This is a genomic window from Candidatus Clostridium helianthi (assembly GCF_045310795.1).
GTDB classification, from domain to species: Bacteria; Bacillota; Clostridia; order Clostridiales; family Clostridiaceae; genus Clostridium; species Clostridium helianthi.
In genome coordinates this window covers 1-20,073 of sequence record NZ_JBJIAB010000034.1, presented here as the reverse complement: position 1 = coordinate 20,073, position 20,073 = coordinate 1, and the positions used below count along the sequence as shown (strand labels likewise).

Sequence of the window (20,073 nt, the reverse complement as noted above, 5' to 3'; positions counted from 1 at the left end):
ATGAAACCTAAAATAGATTATAGTATCTACCTTGTAACAGATAGAGATTTAATGAGTACAGAAACTTTAGAAGAAGCTGTGGAAAAAGCTATAATTGGAGGATGTACATTAATTCAATTAAGAGAAAAAGATTGTTCATCACTCGACTTCTATAATACAGCTGTGAGAGTTAAAGAAATTACAGATAAACACAATATTCCATTAATAATAAATGATAGAGTGGATATTGCACTAGCAGTAGATGCGGCTGGAGTACATGTTGGACAAAGTGATATTCCTGCAGCAATTGTAAGAAAAGTCATAGGAGATGATAAAATCCTTGGAGTTTCAACACGGTCTGTAAATGAAGCTCTTGAAGCAGAAAAAAATGGAGCTGATTATTTAGGAGTTGGTGCGATGTATTCAACTGGTACTAAAAAAGACGCAGATTCAACTAGTATGGATGAATTAAGAAAAATTAGAGAAAATGTATCTATACCTATAGTTGTAATAGGTGGAATAAATAAGGATAGAGTTAAGGATTTCGAAGGAATAGGAATTGATGGACTTGCAATAGTTTCTGCTATTATAGCTAAGAAAGATATTACTGCAGCCGCTAGAGAATTAAAAAATGAATTTATTAAAATCTAACTATTAAATATATAGTATTTTAAAGGCACTGTTTACTGGAATTTCTGGTATGGTGCTTTTATTTTATTCTTATTTAGATTAAGTATAGAATATATTTTGCAGAATATTGTCACATAGTATGTTTTGACAAATTATAGTAAAAAAATTAAACTTAAGATAGCATAAAGATTATAGTAGAATAGCAAGTTTAATGGAGTTTAATGGCGATTAAAGTAATACTTCATATAATCTCCATATAGAGCTTGAAAGTAAGGATGTGCTTTGCTACGAAATTTGGGAAATATATCAATAGAAGGTTAGGACTATCAATTTTGATAACGTCAGTAGTATTTATATTGGGATTAGTATATATAGAAAATCACAAAAACATAAGATCTAATGATATTGTCAGAAAAGAAAAAGAAAAATACGTGGAAAGAGAACGAGTATCGAAGAGCATAACTACAGTAGAAACAAATGATGATAGAATTTTGACACAAATAGCTAGAAAAAAATTAATAGTAAATAGCTATTATAATATTGATGCTGCTTCAAATAGTAAAGAGGGTGATCTTAGAGGCGTTGTAAAAGAAAAGTGGAGGCATATTAAGCCTAAGAAAGAATATACAATAGGCGTTTTGCTACCTCATTTTGAAGATCAATATTGGGTCTCAGCGAATTATGGAATAATAAATTATGCAAAGGAATTAGGAGTGAAGGTAAAGTTATACGCAGTTGGGGGATATATAGAGTTTGGAAATCAAAAAGAGGAGCTAATGGATTTAGCAGAGGATGATAAAATTGATGGAATAGTGTTTGCTGCATTAGATAATAAAAAATTTAATTCAGATGTAGAGAGCATTGTTCATAATAATAAGCCTATTGTTGCACTAGTAAATGATATTAATACTCCTGATATTAGCGCAAAAGCAATAGTTTCCTATTATGATATGGGATATAAAGCAGGAGAGTATTTAGTTGAAGATTCAGCGGGGAAAGATATAAAAATTGCATTTTTTCCTGGGCCAAAAGAATCAGGATGGGCAGCAGATACATTAAATGGTTTTAAAGATGCAGTTTCAAGGTTAAAGAAAAATGATCAAAAGATAGATATTAGCAATCCTTTTTATGGAGACACTAGACCTGATGTGCAGCGATTACATATAACAAGTGTTTTAGAAAATAATGATGATTATGATTATTTAGTTGGTTGTGCTCCAGCAGTGATTGAAGCCGAAAAATTTATTGCCGAACATAAGGAAAAATTTAAAAATATAAGAATTGTATCAACATACATGACAAGTGATGTTTTTAATTTAATAGAAAAGGGAGCTGTCTTAGCTTCTCCATCAGATCAAACTATTCAACAATGTAGAATAGCACTAGATATGATTGTAAGAATTTTAAATGGAGAAAAGGCAGGAGTAGATTTCCCATTCCAAAGTGGTCCGTGTGTGCCTATAATTTCAAGGAATAATATTTCACAATTTAAGTATGAAGACCTATTTGGAAGTAAAGAGTATATTCCAGTATTAAATCATATGGATAAATAAGGGTTAAGTTATGAGCATAAAAAAGAAATTTAGGAATATGAAGATTAAGCGTAGATTTACAATTTCAACATTAACAGTAGTTATAATTACCATGTTAATATTTGAAATAATAAGAATAATAATACTAGTTGTAGGAATAAATAGGGATTCATTTCAGAAAGTCGAAACAATAACTAGGTTAGCGGCACTAAGTTATCAAGATCCAATTTGGAATTTAAATATTGTAGGAATTAAAGAAATTAGTGATGCATTACTTGAGGATGAGGAAATTGGTTACATTCAAGTTAAAGCTAAAGGTAATGGAGAAATATATAATAAGTATAAAAAGGATGATATATATTCTGAGAAAAATTTGATTATAAGGAAAGTTAATGTTTTAAAAGATGAAATACCAATAGGTGAGGTCACTATAGGTCTTACAAGGTATTATAAATCAAAAGTTATTGAAAATTACATAATTGCAACAATCATAAGGATTTTGGTAATGGTTTTACTTCTTTGGTTAGCAATAAGTATTGTTTCTCGTATTGTTACCAAGTCTATATATGAGTTGAGCGTAGGAACTGATGAGATATCAAATGGAAACTTGACTCACAGATTACTTATTAATTCAAGAGATGAAATAGGGGAATTGGCTATTAAATTTAATAATATGGCTCAAAATTTATATAATATGATTCAGCAGAGGAATGAAGCAATAAATGAACTCAAATCTTCAGAAGAGAAATTCAATAAGGCATTTAATTATAGCGCCGATGTAATTGCCATTGTAAGGCTTAGCGATAAACTATACATTGAAATAAATCAAGCGTTTTTACGCACTTTTAAATATAAACGTGAAGATATAATTGGTCATCATTCTGATGAGTTTAACTTGTGGGAAAATGAAGAACATCATTTGAAGGTGATTCAAATATTAGATAGTGGAGGCATGTTGCGTAATGAAGAGATAACTTGGAATACTAAATATGGAGAAGTTAGGGTTGGATTATTTTCAACGGAAATAATCGAAATTGACTGCGTAGAGTGCATAATATTTGTTTGGAATGATATCACAGAACGTAAAAAAATTAGCGAAGAGTTGAAACGCGTTAATGATGAACTCGAAGATAAAGTTAATGAAAGAACAAAACAACTTATGCAGACTCTTGCTGAATTAGAAGAACAACATAATAAGCTCAAATCAGCTCAAACAAAATTGATTCAGTCAGAAAAGATGGCTAGTCTTGGCACTTTAGTAGCAGGGGTAGCACATGAAATTAATAATCCCATTAATTATATATATTTAAGTTCAAAAGTTCTGGATATGGATTTATACAATTTTAAAGAGGAACTTATGGAATTATTGGATAATGCGGATGATTATGTGTTAAATTTTTTTGAACAATATTTCAACAAATTTTCTAAATCAATAATTAATATTCTAGATGGATCTAATCAAGTAACAACTATAGTTAACGATTTAAAATTATTCTCTAGGCTTGATGAGGCAATTAAAAAGGAGATAGATGTTTCAGAAGCTTTGGAAACAACAATAAGGTTAGTTAAAACTCAATATACTAAACAAATTAAATTTATTAAGAACTTTCAAACTAATAAGAAGATAGTGTGCTATCCTTCACAATTAAATCAGGTATTTTTAAATATAATTGTAAATGCGTGTCATGCTATAGTTGAGAAGCAAAATGACTTAGTATATGAGAATAATGGATTAATAGTAATAAGCATTTTTGACAATAACAAAGAAATTATAATCGAATTTTGTGATAATGGGTGTGGTATGACTAAAGATACAATATCAAGAATATTTGAACCATTTTTTACAACTAAACCAATGGGACAAGGAACAGGGTTAGGTATGTCTATATCATATGGTATTATTGAAAAACACAATGGAAGTATTGATGTGGAATCTAAGGTGGGGGAAGGTTCAACTATAACTATTCATATTCCTTACTAAAGATATTAATAATAAAATCAATAAGGCACCATAATCTAAGATCATATTTTAATTTCAGTAAGGAGAAGATAAATGAAATTTGTTATAAATAAGGACAAGCTTAGAGAACTTAATAAAACAGATGGTAATAAAGATAAAAAATATACAATACTATTAATTGATGATGAACTAGCAAATCTTGAGGCTTTAACAAGACTCTTAGAAGAAGAGTATGATGTAATTAAAGCAGAAAATGGGTTTGAAGCGTTAAATATACTTAAAGATGAATCATGTTCTAAAAAAATCAATTTGATTATCTCAGATCAGCGCATGCCAGGAATGACAGGGGTTGAATTATTAAAGCAAACAATATCTATTGTTCCAAATGCAATTCGTATTATTTTAACTGGATTCATGGATGTGAAAGATATTATTGATTCAATTAATGAAGGGCATATTTATAAATTTCTTTTAAAACCATTAGAGGCAGATGAGTTGTTGATTTCTGTAAAAAGGGCCTTGGAGACATATGAATTGAAAATGAAAAATATTAAGCTTATAGACGAGTTAAAGCAAACAAATAAAAAATTAAAGAAGAGTGAAGTTTACTTAAGCACTATTTTTAATTCGGTAAGTGATGCAATATTGATTCATGATTTTAATGGGATTATAGTTAACGTTAATGATACTGCTAATAGGCTATATGGGTATCTATCTGATGAACTAATTGGTATGAGTATAAAAGATATTATTTCAAAAAATTCACCGTACATATATGATGATATACTCAAATTGATTAATGATAGAAAGAAAAATAAAATCAATACTCCAGTAACACTTGAAGCTATTTCAATAGATAAAAATCATAAAGAGTTTTGGGTTGAGAGTAATAGTCGTGCAATAATATTTAATGAGCAGAAGGTTATTATTGCAACTGTAAGAGACATAACTGAAAGAAAAAATACTGAATTAAAATCAAAAGAAGAGGCTTTAGAATTAGAGAAATTAAGAACTGAATTTTTTGCTAATATTTCTCACGAATTGAGAACACCACTTAATATAATACTAGGTGTGATACAAATTCTAAAAAGAGATCTTTTAGATAAAGAAAAACCGATTGACAAAGGAAAAATAATTAATAATATAGATATTGAAAGACAAAATTGTTTCAGGCTACTTCGTTTAATAAATAATTTAATTGATTCAACTAAATTAGATGCAGGACATTTTCAGATTGATATGATTAATTGTAACATTGTCAGTGTCATAGAAGAAATTACTCTGTCAGTAGCTAGTTATATAAGTAATAACAATATAAACCTTATATTTGATACGGATGTTGAAGAAAAAATTATTGCTTGTGATCATGATAAGATTGAAAGAATTATGTTAAACTTACTCTCTAATTGCATAAAGTTTACAGACGATAATGGAAGTATATTTGTAAACATATTTGATGGAGAAGAATATATAACCTTGTCTGTAGAAGATACAGGCATAGGAATCCCAGAAGAAAAAGTTGATATTATTTTTGATAGATTTAGGCAGGTGGATAAATCTTTTACAAGAAATTATGAAGGCAGTGGAATTGGATTGTCCCTTGTAAAGTCTCTCGTAGAGATGCATGATGGCACGATATCGGTGGAAAGTAAATATGGGGTAGGAACCAAATTTACGATTAAGCTTCCGGTAAAGGTATTAAATAAAAGCAAAGAAAAAGTTGATATAAGTAATAATATAATCAATACTCGTGTAGAAAAAATAAATATTGAATTTTCAGATATATATAAACAACATTTGTAGAGGAATAAGTAAAATAGTATGTGAGTATGCTTGGAATTTATAAATGTATACTAAAATTAACGAAACAAGCAATATCTTATATGTTTTTATGAAAATATGTAAGAATTTATATATAATATATATGACAAAATACATTAGTATAAAGATGTTAAAGGTATTATTAATTGTTTGTTATACAAAAAAGGTGTATAATGTTCTAATTTGGACGAAATATATCTAGGGAGGGATTTTTACATGGAGATATTAGAATTAAAAAAAAATTTATACTGGACAGGAGTATTAGATGCTAATTTAAGGGTATTTGATATTATCATGGAAACAGAATTTGGAACTTCTTATAATTCTTATTTACTTAAAACAAGTGAAAAAACAGTATTATTTGAAACTGCAAAGGCTAAGTTCTTAGATGGATATTTAAAGGCACTAAATAAGTTAGTTGATATTAAGGATATTGACTATATTGTAGTAAACCATACTGAGCCAGATCATGCAGGAAGTATAGAAAAACTTATTGAAATAAACCCTAATATTAAGATTATTGGAAGCCAAGTTGCTATAGGATTCTTGAAGAATATTGTTAACAGAGAATTTAATGGAATAATAGTTAAAGAAAATGAAACTTTAAGCTTGGGTGACAAAACTTTACGTTTTATGTCAGTACCAAATTTACATTGGCCTGATACGATGTATACTTATATTGAAGAAGATAAGACATTAGTTACTTGTGATTCATTTGGTTCTCATTATAGTTTTGATGGAATTCTACTAAGTAAGGTTACAGATAATGAAGGATATTTAAGAGCTCTTAAATATTATTTTGATTGCATTATTGGACCTTTTAAGAATCCATTCATGGTTAAAGCATTAGATAGGATTAAAGATTTAGAAATTGATATGATTTGTACAGGGCATGGTCCAGTTCTTGATTGTAGAATAGATGAAATTATGGATTACTATAGGAAATGGTCTAATGTTACTAACCCAAATCCAAGAAAGACTGTTATAATCCCTTATGTAAGCGCTTATGGATATACAAGAGAATTAGCGCATAAAATAGCTGAGGGAATTGAAGCTAGTGGTGATATTGACGTTAGAACTTATGATATGGAAACAGCAGATCAAGCAAAGGTACTTGAAGAACTTGAATTTGCAGATGGGATTCTTTTCGGATCTCCAACAATAGTAGGTGAGGCTCTAAAGCCGATATGGGATTTAACTACTTCAATCTTTGCAAGAACTCATGGGAATAAGCTAGCAAGTGCTTTTGGAAGTTATGGATGGAGTGGGGAAGCTGTTCCTCATATTATAGAAAGACTAAAGCAACTTAGAATGAAGGTTGTTGATGAGGGATTCCGTGTTAAATTCAAACCAAGTGAGAGTGAGTTAAGTGATGCTTATGATTATGGTTATAATTTTGGATTCCTGCTTTTAAATAAAGAAAATCTAAATAAAAATTAATATGTAATTGTTATTTTATTAGGACTTATTGTAATAAGTCCTAATTTTAGTTATCATATTTTAAAAATGACAAGTTAAAGAATGAGTTTTGACTTTGTTTAGAAAAGAGTACTAAGGAAAAGGTATGAGTAATTATGATTCTTAGAAAAGGAGATTAAATAATGAGCATAGGATATGCGTGTTTAACAATAGGAGTTCCAGATACTAATTTAAAAAGCTGCACAGCGAAGAGTTTAACTGAAGAAAAGTTATTGGAAATAATATCGTATAATTTGAAATCTCTTAAAAATATAATTGAATATAATATAAAGAATAATATAAAGCTTTTTAGGATTAGTTCAGACTTAATACCATTCGGATCCAGTCATCTGAACCAATTATCATGGTGGAATATATTTTCGCAAGAATTTGCGGAAATAGGTAGAAAGATCATGGATAATGATATAAGGGTATCTATGCATCCAGGGCAATATACAGTACTTAATTCTCCTAATGATGATGTTGTAAAGAGAGCTATTGAAGATTTAAATTATCATGTTAAAGTTTTGGATAACTTTGGAGTTGGAGCAAATCATAAAATTATATTGCATATCGGTGGGGTTTATAATGATAAAGAGCAGGCCATAAACAGATTTACAGACAATTATAAACGATTAAATGATCAAGTAAAAGAAAGACTTGTTATTGAAAATGATGATAAATCATACAATATAAATGATGTTCTTAAAGTAGGAAGTGAATTAGATATTCCAGTTATTTTTGATAATTTCCATAATGAAATAAATTGTTATGATAGAGAAAAAAGCGATTCATATTGGATAAGTGAGTGCAATAAAACATGGAAAGAGAAAGATGGAAGGCAGAAAATACATTATTCTCAGCAAGACCCTTTGAAAAAGGCAGGTTCTCATTCAAATACGATAAAAATTAGTAAGTTTATAGAGTTCTATGAAAGTGTAAAAGGGCAAAATATAGATATAATGCTTGAAGTTAAGGATAAAAATCTTTCAGCTGTAAAGTGTATAAATTCTATGGCTGAAAATAGCAAAATAAAAAAACTTGAGGAAGAATGGGGAAGATATAAATACAAAGTTTTAGAGAATTCTCCTTCAAATTACTTAGAAATAAGGAAGTTACTTAAAGATAAAACTCAGTATCCAGCAGCTGAGTTTTATAATTACATTGAAGATGCTATGGAAGAGGAAATAACAATTGGTAACTCAATAAATACTGCATTACATGTATGGGGATATTTTAAGAATTTAGCAGATGATAAAGAGAAACTGAACTTTTTAAAAAGCATTGAAGATTATAAAAATGGCAAAGTTTCAATAAAATTAATAAAAAATAAATTATTTAAGATGGCTGTAAAATATAATGAATCATACCTTTTAAACTCTTATTATTTCCTATAAAAAAGATTTATTAATTGTGAATTATAATAATTTTCTAGTATTTTATACAGTTTTACTATAAAAAAAGGTATAATATTTTCATATAGATGAAAGTTATAGGGAGGAATTTTATATGGAAATATTAGAATTAAAAAAGAATTTTTATTGGACAGGAGTTTTAGATCCTAATCTAAAAGTATTCGATATAGTTATGGAGACAGAGTTTGGAACATCTTATAATTCCTACTTACTTAAAACAGGTGAAAAAACTGTATTATTTGAAACTGCCAAAGCTAAATTTTGGGATGGGTATTTAAGTGCATTAAATAAATTAGTTGATATTAATGATATTGATTATATTGTAGTAAATCATACAGAACCTGATCACGCGGGGAGTATAGAAAAACTTATTGAAATAAATCCTAATATTAAAATAGTTGGGACACAAGTTGCTATAGGATTTCTAAAGAATATTGTAAATCGTGATTTTTATAGCATAACAGTAAAGGAAAATGATACTTTAGAATTGGGAAATAAAACATTACGTTTTATGTTTTTGCCTAATTTACATTGGCCAGATACAATGTATACATATATTGAAGAGGATAAAACCCTGATAACTTGTGACTCGTTTGGGTCTCACTATAGTTTTGATGAAATACTATTGAGTAAGGTTAAAGATAATGAGGGCTACCTAAGAGCTACTAAATATTACTTTGATTGTATTATTGGGCCTTTTAAGACGCCATATATGGTTAAAGCATTGGATAGAATTAAAGATTTAGATATTGATATGATATGTACGGGGCATGGTCCAGTTATAGATTGTAGAATTGACGAAATCATGGAACTTTATAAAGAATGGTGTACTGTAGTTAATCCTAACCCAAGAAAAACTGTAATTATACCTTATGTTAGTGCGTATGGATATACTAAGGAGCTAGCTGGTAAAATATCAGAAGGTATTAAAGATAGCGGAGATATAGATGTAAGATCATACGATTTAGTAGAAGATGATAAGGAAAAAGTAATTGAGGAATTAGGATTTGCTGATGGTATTTTATTTGGAACACCTACTATAGTTGGTGAGGCTTTAGAGCCAATTTGGGATTTAACTATAAAGATGTTTGCTAGAACACACGGGGGAAAACTTGCTAGTGCTTTTGGAAGTTATGGATGGAGTGGTGAAGGAGTTCCACACATTATAGAAAGATTGAAACAACTTAGGATGAAGGTTGTAGATGATGGGTTCAGAATTAAATTTAAGCCTAGTGATAGTGAATTAAGTGAGGCTTATGACTACGGGTATAATTTTGGATGTATACTTCAAAATAAAGAGAATCCAAAGAAAAAGTCAGCCAAAAGGACATTAGTAAAATGTTTAGTATGTGGAGAGATATTTGATTCAAGTCTTGAAATATGTCCAGTTTGTGGTGTAGGAAAGGAAAACTTCGTACCGGTTGAAATAGATGATAGCAATTATAAAAATAATACAAATGATATTTATCTAATTCTTGGAAATGGAGCGGCAGGTATAAGCGCTGCAACGGCCATAAGAGAAAGAAATGAAACTTGTTCTATAGTATTAGTTTCTAATGAAAATGTGCTAGGTTATAATCGTCCAATGCTTACAAAGTCAATGATAGCTAGATTTAATTCAAAACAAATTGCAGTTCATGATGAAGCTTGGTATAAAGAAAATAATATTACAAATGTTCTTGATAGAGAATTAATTGAAATAAATACTAAAGATAAAGAGGCAGTGTTTAAAGATGGAATTAAATTAAAGTATGATAAATGTATATATGCTTTAGGAGCTGAATGCTTTGTTCCACCAATTTCAGGAAAAGATAAGAAGGAAGTTATAGCAATTCGTAGAATTTCCGATACAGATAAAATTACAGAATTATTGCCAAAGGTAAAGAATGCAGTTGTAATAGGTGGAGGAGTTCTCGGACTTGAGGCTGCATGGGAATTAACAAAAGCAAAATGCAAAGTTACAGTATTAGAGCTTGCTGATAAATTAATGGGACGTCAATTAGATTATGAAGGCGGAAAATTCCTTGAAGAAATAATTAAAGGTCAAGGAATTGATGTGAGATTAGGCGTAAAAATTGATGAAATAGAGGGTGAAGATTCAGTTACTGGAGTTAGAATTAATGGAGGAGAAGTTATTGCAGCTGATTTAGTTGTTATATCTTGTGGTATTGTACCTAATTCTAAAATAGCTCAGGAAGCAGGAATTAATGTTAATAGAGCAGTAATAGTAAATGAAAAAATGGAGACTAATATTTCTGATATTTATGCATGTGGAGATTGTGCAGAATATAATGGGATAAATTATGGAATATGGTCACAAGCTCTAGAAATGGGAAAAGTAGCAGGGGCTAATGCAGCGGGAGACTCATTAACTTATGAAACAGTAGATGCAGCATTAACATTTAATGGGGCTAATACTTCATTATATGCAATTGGTGACAACGGTAAAAATCCAGAAATTCAATATAAAACAGTTGAATTTAAAGATCCAGTTAAGAAGACATATACAAAATATTATTTTGCAAACAATCGTTTATGTGGAGCTATTTTAATTGGAGATACTAGCAACTTGGCTAAAGTAACTCAAGATGTAAAAGAAAGTAGATTATTTAAAGATATGTTTAAATAGATCATAAGCTAAATGTATAAAGAGTACCTGTAATTACAAAAAGTTGCAGGTGTTTTTTATTGGTATAAAGAATACCACCGGTTAGACCGGTGGTTCCGGAAAGCTTCTAGCTATGCGTAGAAAAAACTAACTTTGTAAATAGAATAAATTCATTTGAGAAGCTTAGAGTATTAAAATGAACAAACTTGTAAGTTAAATGCTTCAACGTGCGAGTAGCACGGCCAGTAGCAAAGTCTTACAGGCGCAGAGCAAGCCACCCGTTTTCACGGGTGGTCCTGACTATTATAATATTTTGGGGTTGGATAAATTTAATTTAAAGGAGTTATAATAAATAGAAATATTTATAAATTAAATAAGTCATTGAATTTAAATTAAGTAGTGGATGGTGAAGTGAAAGATGAAGAGCGATACAAAGGAAATCATTTTGTTTGGAGTGCTTGGAGGTGTTATTTCTACCTCACAGATTATATTGAGTTTTATACCTAATATTGAAATTGTAAGCTTACTTATAATATTATTTTCGCTAATTTTTAAAGGAAAAGCTTTATATATTGTTTATACTTTTGTTTTTATCATGAGAATAATTTATGGATTTGGGGTTTGGTGGCTTGGATATGTAATATTATGGCCACTATTATGCATTACAACAGTTACTTTTAGAAAATTTATTGAAGGGAGATATTTTAAATTATCACTTTATTCTGGAATTTTTGGAGTACTGTTTGTTTTTTTTATGCTATTCCTTATGAAATTTTTGGAGGTTTGAATGCTGGTGTTACTACTGGATCTCAGGGGTTAAATTTGATATTATACATGGAATTAGCAACTATTTTATCATGAAGGCTTTTGGAGAAAGAATATTTGACATGCTGAGCAAACTGAATTTATCATATATATCCTTCATAGAATAACAAATTTATACTAGTAATATACACAAAACAAATTAATTTTACTTGTTAATATTATGTGCAATTAAATAATGCTTTATTAATATAAAAATATTATAGTAATAGCAAAGAGATATATAAATTACTATAAGTTAGAATTTAGAATTGAGAAATTAAAATGAAGTTGAGAGGTGTTTATATGAAATTTAGAAAAATAAATTCAGATTATGTAATAAAAATGGAAAAGGGTGACGACTTAGTAAAAGAAATTGCAAAGTTGTGTAAAAGTGAAAATATAAAAGGTGGATATTTCACAGGCATTGGTGCTCTTTCTAATGTTAAATTAGGGTGGTTTAATCCAGTAGAAAAAGTGTATCAGACTAAAGATTTTGATCAATACTTCGAAATAACAAGCCTAGTAGGTAACGTTGGAAGATTGCCTAATGGTGATCCACTTGTTCATAATCACGTAACACTATCTGACTCAAACTTTAGTGTTACAGCGGGTCATTTATTTGAGGGGAAAGTGTCCTTAGCAGTGGAAATATTTCTTAGAGATTTAGGAGAAGAATTAGAAAAGGCTCAAGATCCAGAACTTCACTTAAACTTTTTAAAGTTGTAAAATTAAATATATTATTGTGTTTATAATAGGAAGTGCTTTGCACTTCCTATTAATTTTAAACAGAACTTTTATTTTTCACATGCTAAATAGATCACAATGGATAGTTTAAAGCTTTTATATCATAACAGCCTAGTATTAGCTAAAGTGATTGCTGTAATTATATTTATGAATTGGAACTTTTACATAGAGGATAGTATACTAAAATCAGGAGTTAGATGCAGGCCAATCTAATGGTTTTCACCAGCTAATAAATTATTTAATATTATAAAAAGCAATTGAGGAGGAGAAAATATTATGACAAAAACAGGAAGTCCTATTGTTACAGATATGAAAGTAATACCTGTAGCAGGATATGATAGTATGTCAATGACTTTAAGTGGTGCACATGCTCCATTTTTTACAAGAAATCTTGTAATTCTAACGGATAATGCAGGTCACACTGGAATTGGAGAAATCCATGGTGGAAATTATACATGCTCAGCATTGGAAAGTTGTAAACCTTTAGTTGTAGGTAAGGAAGTAGGCGCATATCGCTCTATTTTGAATAGTATTCATAAAGCAGCAAGTGGTGCTCCAAGAGCAGAAGGCGATGATGGAGAAGGAATTCAAACTTTAGATATAAGTAAGCTGAAGTTTGTTGTTAAATCTGAATGGGCAATTGAATGTGCATTGTTAGATTTACTTGGCCAGTATCTTGGTTTGCCTATGTGTGAATTATTAGGTGAAGGAAAACAAAGAGATAAGATTGAAACGTTAGGATATCTTTTCTATGTATCAGATAAAGAAAAAGCAAAAAATTTGCCATACTTAGATGAAAGTAATAGTACAGATCCTTGGTTTAGAATGCGTAGAAATGAAATGCTTACAGCTGATAAAATTGTAGAGCAGGCTGTAGCATTACAAGAAAAATACGGATTCAAAAACTTTAAGTTAAAAGGTGGAGTTTTAGAAGGTACTAAGGAAATGGATGCAATTAGGGCACTTAAAAAGCAATTTCCTAATGGAAGAATTAATATTGACCCTAACGGTGCATGGAGCCTTAATGAAGCTGTTAATTTGTGTAAGGGCATGAAGGATATTCTTACTTATGTTGAAGATCCTTGTGGACCTGAAAGTGGATATAGCAGTCGTGAAATTATGTGTGAGTTTAAGAATGCAACAAACCTTCCAGTAGCAACAAATATGATTGCAACTGACTGGAGACAATTCTATCATGCAGCATCACTTAAATCTGTTGATATTGTATTAGCTGATCCTCATTTCTGGGGCATGAATGGAAGTGTTAGAATGGCACAAATTTTAAATGATTGGGGACTTACTTGGGGTTCTCATTCAAATAATCACTTTGACATTACATTAACTGTATTTGCTCATGTTGCAGCAGCAGCTCCTGGAAAACCAACGGCTCTTGATACACATTGGATTTGGCAAGATGGACAAAATTTATGTGAAAATACACCACAGATTAAAGATGGATATCTTGAAGTACCAAAGGGATCAGGGCTTGGAATTAAATTAAATATGGAAAAAGTTATGGCTGCTAATGAACTTTATAACAAGCTTGATAATCATGATAGAGATGATGCGATGGCTATGCAGTATTTAATTACTGATTGGAAATTTGATCCTAAGAAGCCAGCGTTAGTTAGATAATTTTAAAAGTAGAATTAAATAAAATTGTATAAACGAGGATTTTTTATAATTAAAATTTGAAATGATTAAATACAATATATGTATCTTATAACTATAGATTATAAACTGATTCAATCGTAAAGATAATTTGATTATGAAATTTCCTCAAACAATAAAATATAAAAATAGTATTTATAAAAAAATAGATTATAATAAAAAGTTATTTTAAAGATATATTTTTTGAAAAGGTTTTAAAAAAGGTATATTAAATTTATAACAAGTATCAGGAGGAAAAAATGACATATACAGCTTTTATAGGTTTTGCAATGATGATAATTATTACATATCTTTTATTAAAAAAGAAAGTTAGCACATTATTAGCGTTTGGTGTTATACCTATTATTGGAGCAATCTTAATAGGTTCATCTCTAAATGATATAGCGAAATATGTTTCTAAAGGTTTAGATATGACGCTTTCACTTACAATGATCATGTTATTTTCACTGCCATATTTTAAATTGATGGATGATGCTGGTCTTTTTAATACAATAGTTAAATGGCTTTTAAATCATACCAAATTACATCCTATAAGTCTTGCTATCATAACAGTTTTAATTCCATCAATAATAGAAATAGATGGTTCAGTTATTTCAGCATATGTAATTACTATACCACTATTACTTCCATTATATAAAAAGTTAAAAATGGATCCTAAGGTATTGTTGTTTCTATGTTCAGCAGGAATGTGTTTTGATTATATTATACCATGGAATGCAAGAACCTTAAGAGGAGCAAGTTTATTAAAATCTATAGATAATGCACCAAATTTTATTTTTGCAAAATTAATTCCAATACAAATTGCTTATCTTGTAATTCTCATAATACTCGCTATTGTGTTAGCAAAGATTCAAATGAAAAAAGGAGCAGGAATTGTAGCGGGAGAATTAGATAATAGTGAATTAGAAGAAACTTTTAAAGAAACTGAATTATCACGTCCTAAGATGTTTTTCCCAAATCTTATATTAACAATATTAGTTGTTGTCGGATTAATAGTAGTGAAAGTTCCAAATTACTTTATGTTTGCATTAGGATTAGTGCTTGCACTTACAATAAATTATCGTGATTTGAAATTACAGAATAAATTATTAAGTAAATATGCAGCAGAATTATATCCAACTGCTCCAGCGGTATTATTATCAGGTGTAGTTGTTGGTGTCTTACAAGAAAGTGGAATGATGGATCAAATGGTCAATGTACTAGTTAATATTATTCCTAATGGGCTTGGAGCTTGGGTATATATAATAATAGCTCTTATAGGTACACCACTTATGTTTATATTTACAAATGATACTTGGTATTATGCTTTAATTCCAATTATTGCTGGAATATGTGGTAAATTTGGAGTACCAACTGAATTTGTTGTACTTGCACTAATGATGAATATTGGAGCTATGGTATCACCTGTTGCACAGCCACAAATTTATTTAGCATGTGACTTAGCAGATCATACTGAATTGGCGGATTATGTAAAGTTTGCATTTCCACTATTCTGGATACTAACTATTATTTGGGTAGTATTAGGTATGGCTCTTCGTATTTTCTTATAAAAAGCATATATAAGATAATTAGTATTTTTATGAGTTTAATATGTCTTAATCAAAAAGAAGATTCAAATTAATGAATCTTCTTTTTGTCCAATAAAGTGTTAGGCGTTATAGGATGTTGATTATTTGAATATTATTCCGCTGGAAAATGATAATTTTTAACATGATTAATAAGTATTTTTTCCACATCATTTAATACAAGGTTTGCTCTATATGCAAGAATATTGTAGCGATATAATTTTGGAGAAAAGAAAAAATATGTGATATTTTTATTGGGCTTGGTAAAGGATTCAGGAACAAAGGCAACACCAACTCCATTTGAAACCATTTCTATGACAGCTGCCATACTATTTAATTCACAAACAGTATCTGGGGAAAAATTACTTATTTTAAAAATGTCATCAGCAATATTGCGAATTGTGGAATCCTTTTTTGATAAGATAAAACTATCATTTTTGAATATTTTCTCTAATTCTGATGTTACGATTTGTTTCGATTCATTTTTATGAATTAGACAATAATTATGAGTATTTGGCACTGCAAAAACAACCTCTTCTTCACGTAGCACTTCATATTTCACTAGAATGTCGTTTAATGTATTAACTGACATAATCGCAAAATCTATTTTACCTAAATTTATGTCCTTTTTGATTGAAGGTACAGAATCCTCAATGATTTCCAATATGATATTAGGAAAGGCTTTTTTATATTCTGAAATAATATTCGTAATCATATTAAGTCCCCATTGAGAAGTGACTCCTATGATTATGCGTCCTGTACCGGAAAGGTTTTTTATATTCTGATATAGTTTCTTTTTTATCTGAACGACTGCTTTGGCAGATTCCACATACAGGTTTCCAGCAGGGGTAAGTGTCATTTCATTTTTAGTTCTGTTAAATAATGGAGTCCCAAGTTCACCTTCTAGCTTAGAGAGATATTGACTCAAAGAGGATTGTGATACGAAAAGATTCTCTGCTGATTTTGTCATATTTTTTTGTTCTGCAATTTCTATTATATATTCTAAATGTTTGATATCCATAAGTAACTCCTATTGATTTAAGCCAGCAAAAGTGATTTGTTTGATATCCCTGAAATCACTTTTACTGCTAATAATATTCTTATAGTGTATATTTACAATTCACAATTTAAACTTGGCAATTATAATTACTTCAAATATTTGTTAGACAAGATATATTATAGCTCAATTATTAAGAGTTCTTCAACTGATATACAAGAGAAATAGTGCTAAAAATTAAATTTGATAACATAAAAAATGCCAAGTTCAAAATGCCAGGATTGTTTCTCATCAGGAAAGAAAGCAGATTACTCTCATAATGAATTTATTAGAGTAATCTGCTGATGCAGCATTATAGAAAAATAGACTTGGCAGATGAACTTGTTATTTTGGATTGTATCTTATTTGTACTAAAGCATTACAGCACCAGTATCAGCAGAAGAAACTCTGGATGCATATTTAGCTAGTGCTGGCTTCATTGGTCTTTCAATTGGCTTCCAATTCTTGCGGCGCTTAGCAAGTTCTTCTTCAGATACTTCCAATATAAGTGAACGATTAGGAATGTCAATAATAATAGAATCACCATCTTCTACAAAAGCAATAGGTCCGCCAGCGGCTGCTTCTGGAGAAATATGTCCAATGCATGGACCATGTGTTGCACCAGAAAAACGGCCATCTGTAATAAGGGCACAGCTTTCTCCAAGTCCACGTCCCATAATCATAGCTGTAGTCATAAGCATTTCACGCATACCAGGGCCACCCTTAGGGCCTTCATATCTAATAACTAAAACATCACCTTTTTTAATAGTATCGCTTCGAACTGCCTCATTGGCTTCTTCCATAGAATTAAATACTTTAGCAATTCCTTTAAAGTAATGCATGCTTTTTGTAACGCCAGATTGTTTTACTACAGCACCTTTAGGTGCTAAATTTCCATAAAGAACAGCAAGTCCGCCTTCTGGATTTTTAGGAGCAGATAGAGGATATAGAACGTCATTTTCTACTACAGGAGTGTCTTTAATATTCTCTACAATTGTATATCCAGTTACAGTCATGTGATTTGGTTTTAATTTGCTTTCAATGGCTTTTAAAACAGCAGGAACTCCACCACAGGCATCAAGTGCAACAAGTGGATATTTTCCAGATGGCTGTAAATTGCAGATAAAAGGAACTTCTCTGCTTAAGCGGTCAAAATCATCTAATGTTAAATCAACATCAGCTTCTTTAGCAATAGCCATTAGATGTAATACTGCATTGCTGGATGCACCTGTAGCCATTGTTGCTGAAATAGCATTTAATAAAGCTTCTCTTGTAAGTATTTTACGTGCAGTTAAACCTTCTTCTAACATTTTTACTATACGGCGCCCAGATTGTTTAGCTAAAAGACGTTTATTGTTAGATACTGCAGCAGAACTACCACAACCAGGCAATGTAAGTCCAAGGGCTTCAACTATACAAGCCATTGAATTAGCTGTTCCCATGTGTGCGCAAGTACCAGCAGTTGGTAAAGCGGCACGTTCAGCAGCGTGAAGTTCATCAAGAGTCATTTTTCCAACTTGAACTTGTCCTGAATATTCACGAAGTTCACTAGAACAGAAATTGCTATTACCTTTAAAGTTACCAGGAAGCATAGGTCCGCTTGTAACAACAATAGCTGGAATATCTAAACGTGCAGCAGCCATAATCATTCCAGGCACAATTTTATCACAGCCAGGTATAAGGACCATTGCATCAAATTGATGAGATTCCACCATCATTTCAATAGAGTCTGCAATCAACTCACGGCTTGGAAGTGGATAACGCATACCCATATGTCCTTGGCATAGACCATCACAAATAGCAATGGTTTCTAATTCTCTAGGAACACCACCAGCATCACGAACTCCTTGTTTCACGTAGTCAGCGATTTCACGCATGTGAATGTGTCCTGCAACGATTTCATTAAAGGAACTAACGACTGCGATTAATGGCTTTTTCATATCCTCTTCATCTAATCCAACTGAGTACAAAAGTGCACGTTGCCCTGTTCTTTCTAGGCCGTTTGTTAAGATGCTGCTTCTATATTTATTATCCTTGATTTGATCAAATTTATTATCTTGTTCCATATGTTTTACCTCCCTATGTTTATAATTACAGTATAGATATTGTGGATATTGATGTAAAACAGTTAAAAGTACATATATATACAAGAAAAATATTGTATATAATTGAGACAGAAGTAAAAAAGATTTATAATGGTTTAAACAATATTTTATAGAAAAGTATTAATGGAAAATGAATAAGAGCGGAGGACATATGAAGAATAGTTGGGAATATTTTTTAATAGCAGCAGAAGAAAAAAGTATTAGTGAAGCAGCAAGAAGGGTTTTTATTACTCAGCAGGCCTTTAGTGATCAGATTAAGCGATTGGAACAAGAATATGGCGTGAGGTTATTTCATAGAAAGCCACAGTTGTCATTAACAAAAGCTGGAGAAATAATGGTTCGCAGACTTCAACAGATAAAAAGTATTGAAAATATTATGAATGCAGAACTTCTTGAATCAAAAGAAGGAATTCGTGGACAGCTACGTATAGGAATGCATTCTACAAGAGCAAAGATTATTATGCCTGATTTATTGGTAGAATATCAAAAAGGTTTTCCTAATGTTTTCCTTACTGTTTTTCATGATGAATCGGATAATTTAGAAAAGAAACTTTTAGATGGCAGTATTGATATGTTCTTAGGGGTAAATGTTAAACCATCACCTGAAATTGAAAAAATTCACTTGATGGATGCTAAAATATATTTGGTCATATCAGTTGATTTATTAAATCCCGCATTCAGCACATGTATTAATGGAAAATATTGTTTCTAAACATAAAAGTTAAAGAATGATATTATTATTTTA

Annotated in this window: 14 protein-coding genes; 12 read left to right on the top strand and 2 right to left on the bottom strand. The window is 30.3% G+C overall.

Annotation, left to right across the window (positions count from 1 at the left end; translation table 11 throughout):
- The 11 genes from thiE (at position 1) to ACJDTP_RS20400 (ending at position 16,172) form a co-directional block, all read left to right on the top strand.
- Positions 1–630 (top strand): thiamine phosphate synthase, encoded by a 630-nt coding sequence (thiE, locus tag ACJDTP_RS20450; RefSeq protein WP_406762271.1) that lies wholly within the window; start codon positions 1–3, stop codon positions 628–630.
- 311 nt (positions 631–941) lie between these two features.
- A complete protein-coding gene (torT, locus tag ACJDTP_RS20445) occupies positions 942–2,162 on the top strand; it encodes a TMAO reductase system periplasmic protein TorT (RefSeq protein ID WP_406762270.1) in 1,221 nt (406 codons plus the stop codon).
- A 10-nt stretch (positions 2,163–2,172) separates the two neighbouring features.
- Entirely contained in the window at positions 2,173–4,122 is a 1,950-nt protein-coding gene (locus tag ACJDTP_RS20440) for an ATP-binding protein (RefSeq protein WP_406762269.1), read from the top strand.
- 72 nt (positions 4,123–4,194) lie between these two features.
- A complete protein-coding gene (locus tag ACJDTP_RS20435; RefSeq protein ID WP_406762268.1) occupies positions 4,195–5,904 on the top strand; it encodes a hybrid sensor histidine kinase/response regulator in 1,710 nt (569 codons plus the stop codon).
- Positions 5,905–6,138: 234 nt separating this feature from the next.
- On the top strand, positions 6,139–7,362 hold the full coding sequence (locus ACJDTP_RS20430; protein WP_406762267.1) for an FprA family A-type flavoprotein: 1,224 nt from the start codon (positions 6,139–6,141) through the stop codon (positions 7,360–7,362).
- Between the two features lie 161 nt (positions 7,363–7,523).
- The gene (gene uvsE / locus ACJDTP_RS20425; protein WP_406762266.1) at positions 7,524–8,777 is read left to right on the top strand and encodes a UV DNA damage repair endonuclease UvsE; all 1,254 of its coding nucleotides are present in this window, start codon (positions 7,524–7,526) and stop codon (positions 8,775–8,777) included.
- 112 nt (positions 8,778–8,889) lie between these two features.
- Positions 8,890–11,424, top strand: a complete 2,535-nt coding sequence (locus ACJDTP_RS20420) for an FAD-dependent oxidoreductase (protein WP_406762265.1) — start codon at positions 8,890–8,892, stop codon at positions 11,422–11,424.
- A gap of 397 nt (positions 11,425–11,821) precedes the next feature.
- The gene (locus tag ACJDTP_RS20415) at positions 11,822–12,190 is read left to right on the top strand and encodes a hypothetical protein (RefSeq protein WP_406762264.1); all 369 of its coding nucleotides are present in this window, start codon (positions 11,822–11,824) and stop codon (positions 12,188–12,190) included.
- A 320-nt stretch (positions 12,191–12,510) separates the two neighbouring features.
- Positions 12,511–12,933 (top strand): PPC domain-containing DNA-binding protein, encoded by a 423-nt coding sequence (locus tag ACJDTP_RS20410; RefSeq protein ID WP_406762263.1) that lies wholly within the window; start codon positions 12,511–12,513, stop codon positions 12,931–12,933.
- 294 nt (positions 12,934–13,227) lie between these two features.
- Positions 13,228–14,586 (top strand): enolase C-terminal domain-like protein, encoded by a 1,359-nt coding sequence (locus ACJDTP_RS20405; protein WP_406762262.1) that lies wholly within the window; start codon positions 13,228–13,230, stop codon positions 14,584–14,586.
- Positions 14,587–14,861: 275 nt separating this feature from the next.
- Positions 14,862–16,172, top strand: a complete 1,311-nt coding sequence (locus tag ACJDTP_RS20400) for an SLC13 family permease (RefSeq protein ID WP_406762261.1) — start codon at positions 14,862–14,864, stop codon at positions 16,170–16,172.
- A 130-nt stretch (positions 16,173–16,302) separates the two neighbouring features.
- On the opposite strand, the gene ACJDTP_RS20395 is transcribed toward ACJDTP_RS20400, so the two are convergent.
- Both ACJDTP_RS20395 and ilvD read right to left on the bottom strand, forming a co-directional pair.
- Positions 16,303–17,208 carry a LysR family transcriptional regulator gene (locus ACJDTP_RS20395; protein ID WP_406762260.1) on the bottom strand — a complete coding sequence of 302 codons (906 nt, stop codon included), beginning with the start codon at positions 17,206–17,208 and terminating at the stop codon, positions 16,303–16,305.
- 386 nt (positions 17,209–17,594) lie between these two features.
- Positions 17,595–19,289: a dihydroxy-acid dehydratase gene (gene ilvD, locus ACJDTP_RS20390; RefSeq protein ID WP_406762259.1), complete on the bottom strand. Its 1,695-nt coding sequence runs from the start codon at positions 19,287–19,289 to the stop codon at positions 17,595–17,597.
- 190 nt (positions 19,290–19,479) lie between these two features.
- Between ilvD and ACJDTP_RS20385 the strand changes: the two genes are divergently transcribed.
- The gene (locus tag ACJDTP_RS20385) at positions 19,480–20,040 is read left to right on the top strand and encodes a LysR family transcriptional regulator (RefSeq protein ID WP_406762258.1); all 561 of its coding nucleotides are present in this window, start codon (positions 19,480–19,482) and stop codon (positions 20,038–20,040) included.
- Positions 20,041–20,073 lie beyond the last annotated feature (33 nt).

Excerpts from the sequence above, each read along its gene's own strand:
- ilvD (WP_406762259.1), bottom strand. The coding sequence starts at position 19,289 with ATGGAACAAGATAATAAATTTGATCAAATCAAGGATAATAAATATAGA.
- ACJDTP_RS20405 (WP_406762262.1), top strand. The coding sequence starts at position 13,228 with ATGACAAAAACAGGAAGTCCTATTGTTACAGATATGAAAGTAATACCT.
- ACJDTP_RS20420 (WP_406762265.1), top strand. The coding sequence starts at position 8,890 with ATGGAAATATTAGAATTAAAAAAGAATTTTTATTGGACAGGAGTTTTA.
- ACJDTP_RS20385 (WP_406762258.1), top strand. The coding sequence starts at position 19,480 with ATGAAGAATAGTTGGGAATATTTTTTAATAGCAGCAGAAGAAAAAAGT.
- ACJDTP_RS20430 (WP_406762267.1), top strand. The coding sequence starts at position 6,139 with ATGGAGATATTAGAATTAAAAAAAAATTTATACTGGACAGGAGTATTA.
- ACJDTP_RS20410 (WP_406762263.1), top strand. The coding sequence starts at position 12,511 with ATGAAATTTAGAAAAATAAATTCAGATTATGTAATAAAAATGGAAAAG.
- ACJDTP_RS20395 (WP_406762260.1), bottom strand. The coding sequence starts at position 17,208 with ATGGATATCAAACATTTAGAATATATAATAGAAATTGCAGAACAAAAA.
- ACJDTP_RS20400 (WP_406762261.1), top strand. The coding sequence starts at position 14,862 with ATGACATATACAGCTTTTATAGGTTTTGCAATGATGATAATTATTACA.
- ACJDTP_RS20435 (WP_406762268.1), top strand. The coding sequence starts at position 4,195 with ATGAAATTTGTTATAAATAAGGACAAGCTTAGAGAACTTAATAAAACA.
- uvsE (WP_406762266.1), top strand. The coding sequence starts at position 7,524 with ATGAGCATAGGATATGCGTGTTTAACAATAGGAGTTCCAGATACTAAT.
- thiE (WP_406762271.1), top strand. The coding sequence starts at position 1 with ATGAAACCTAAAATAGATTATAGTATCTACCTTGTAACAGATAGAGAT.
- ACJDTP_RS20415 (WP_406762264.1), top strand. The coding sequence starts at position 11,822 with ATGAAGAGCGATACAAAGGAAATCATTTTGTTTGGAGTGCTTGGAGGT.
- ACJDTP_RS20440 (WP_406762269.1), top strand. The coding sequence starts at position 2,173 with ATGAGCATAAAAAAGAAATTTAGGAATATGAAGATTAAGCGTAGATTT.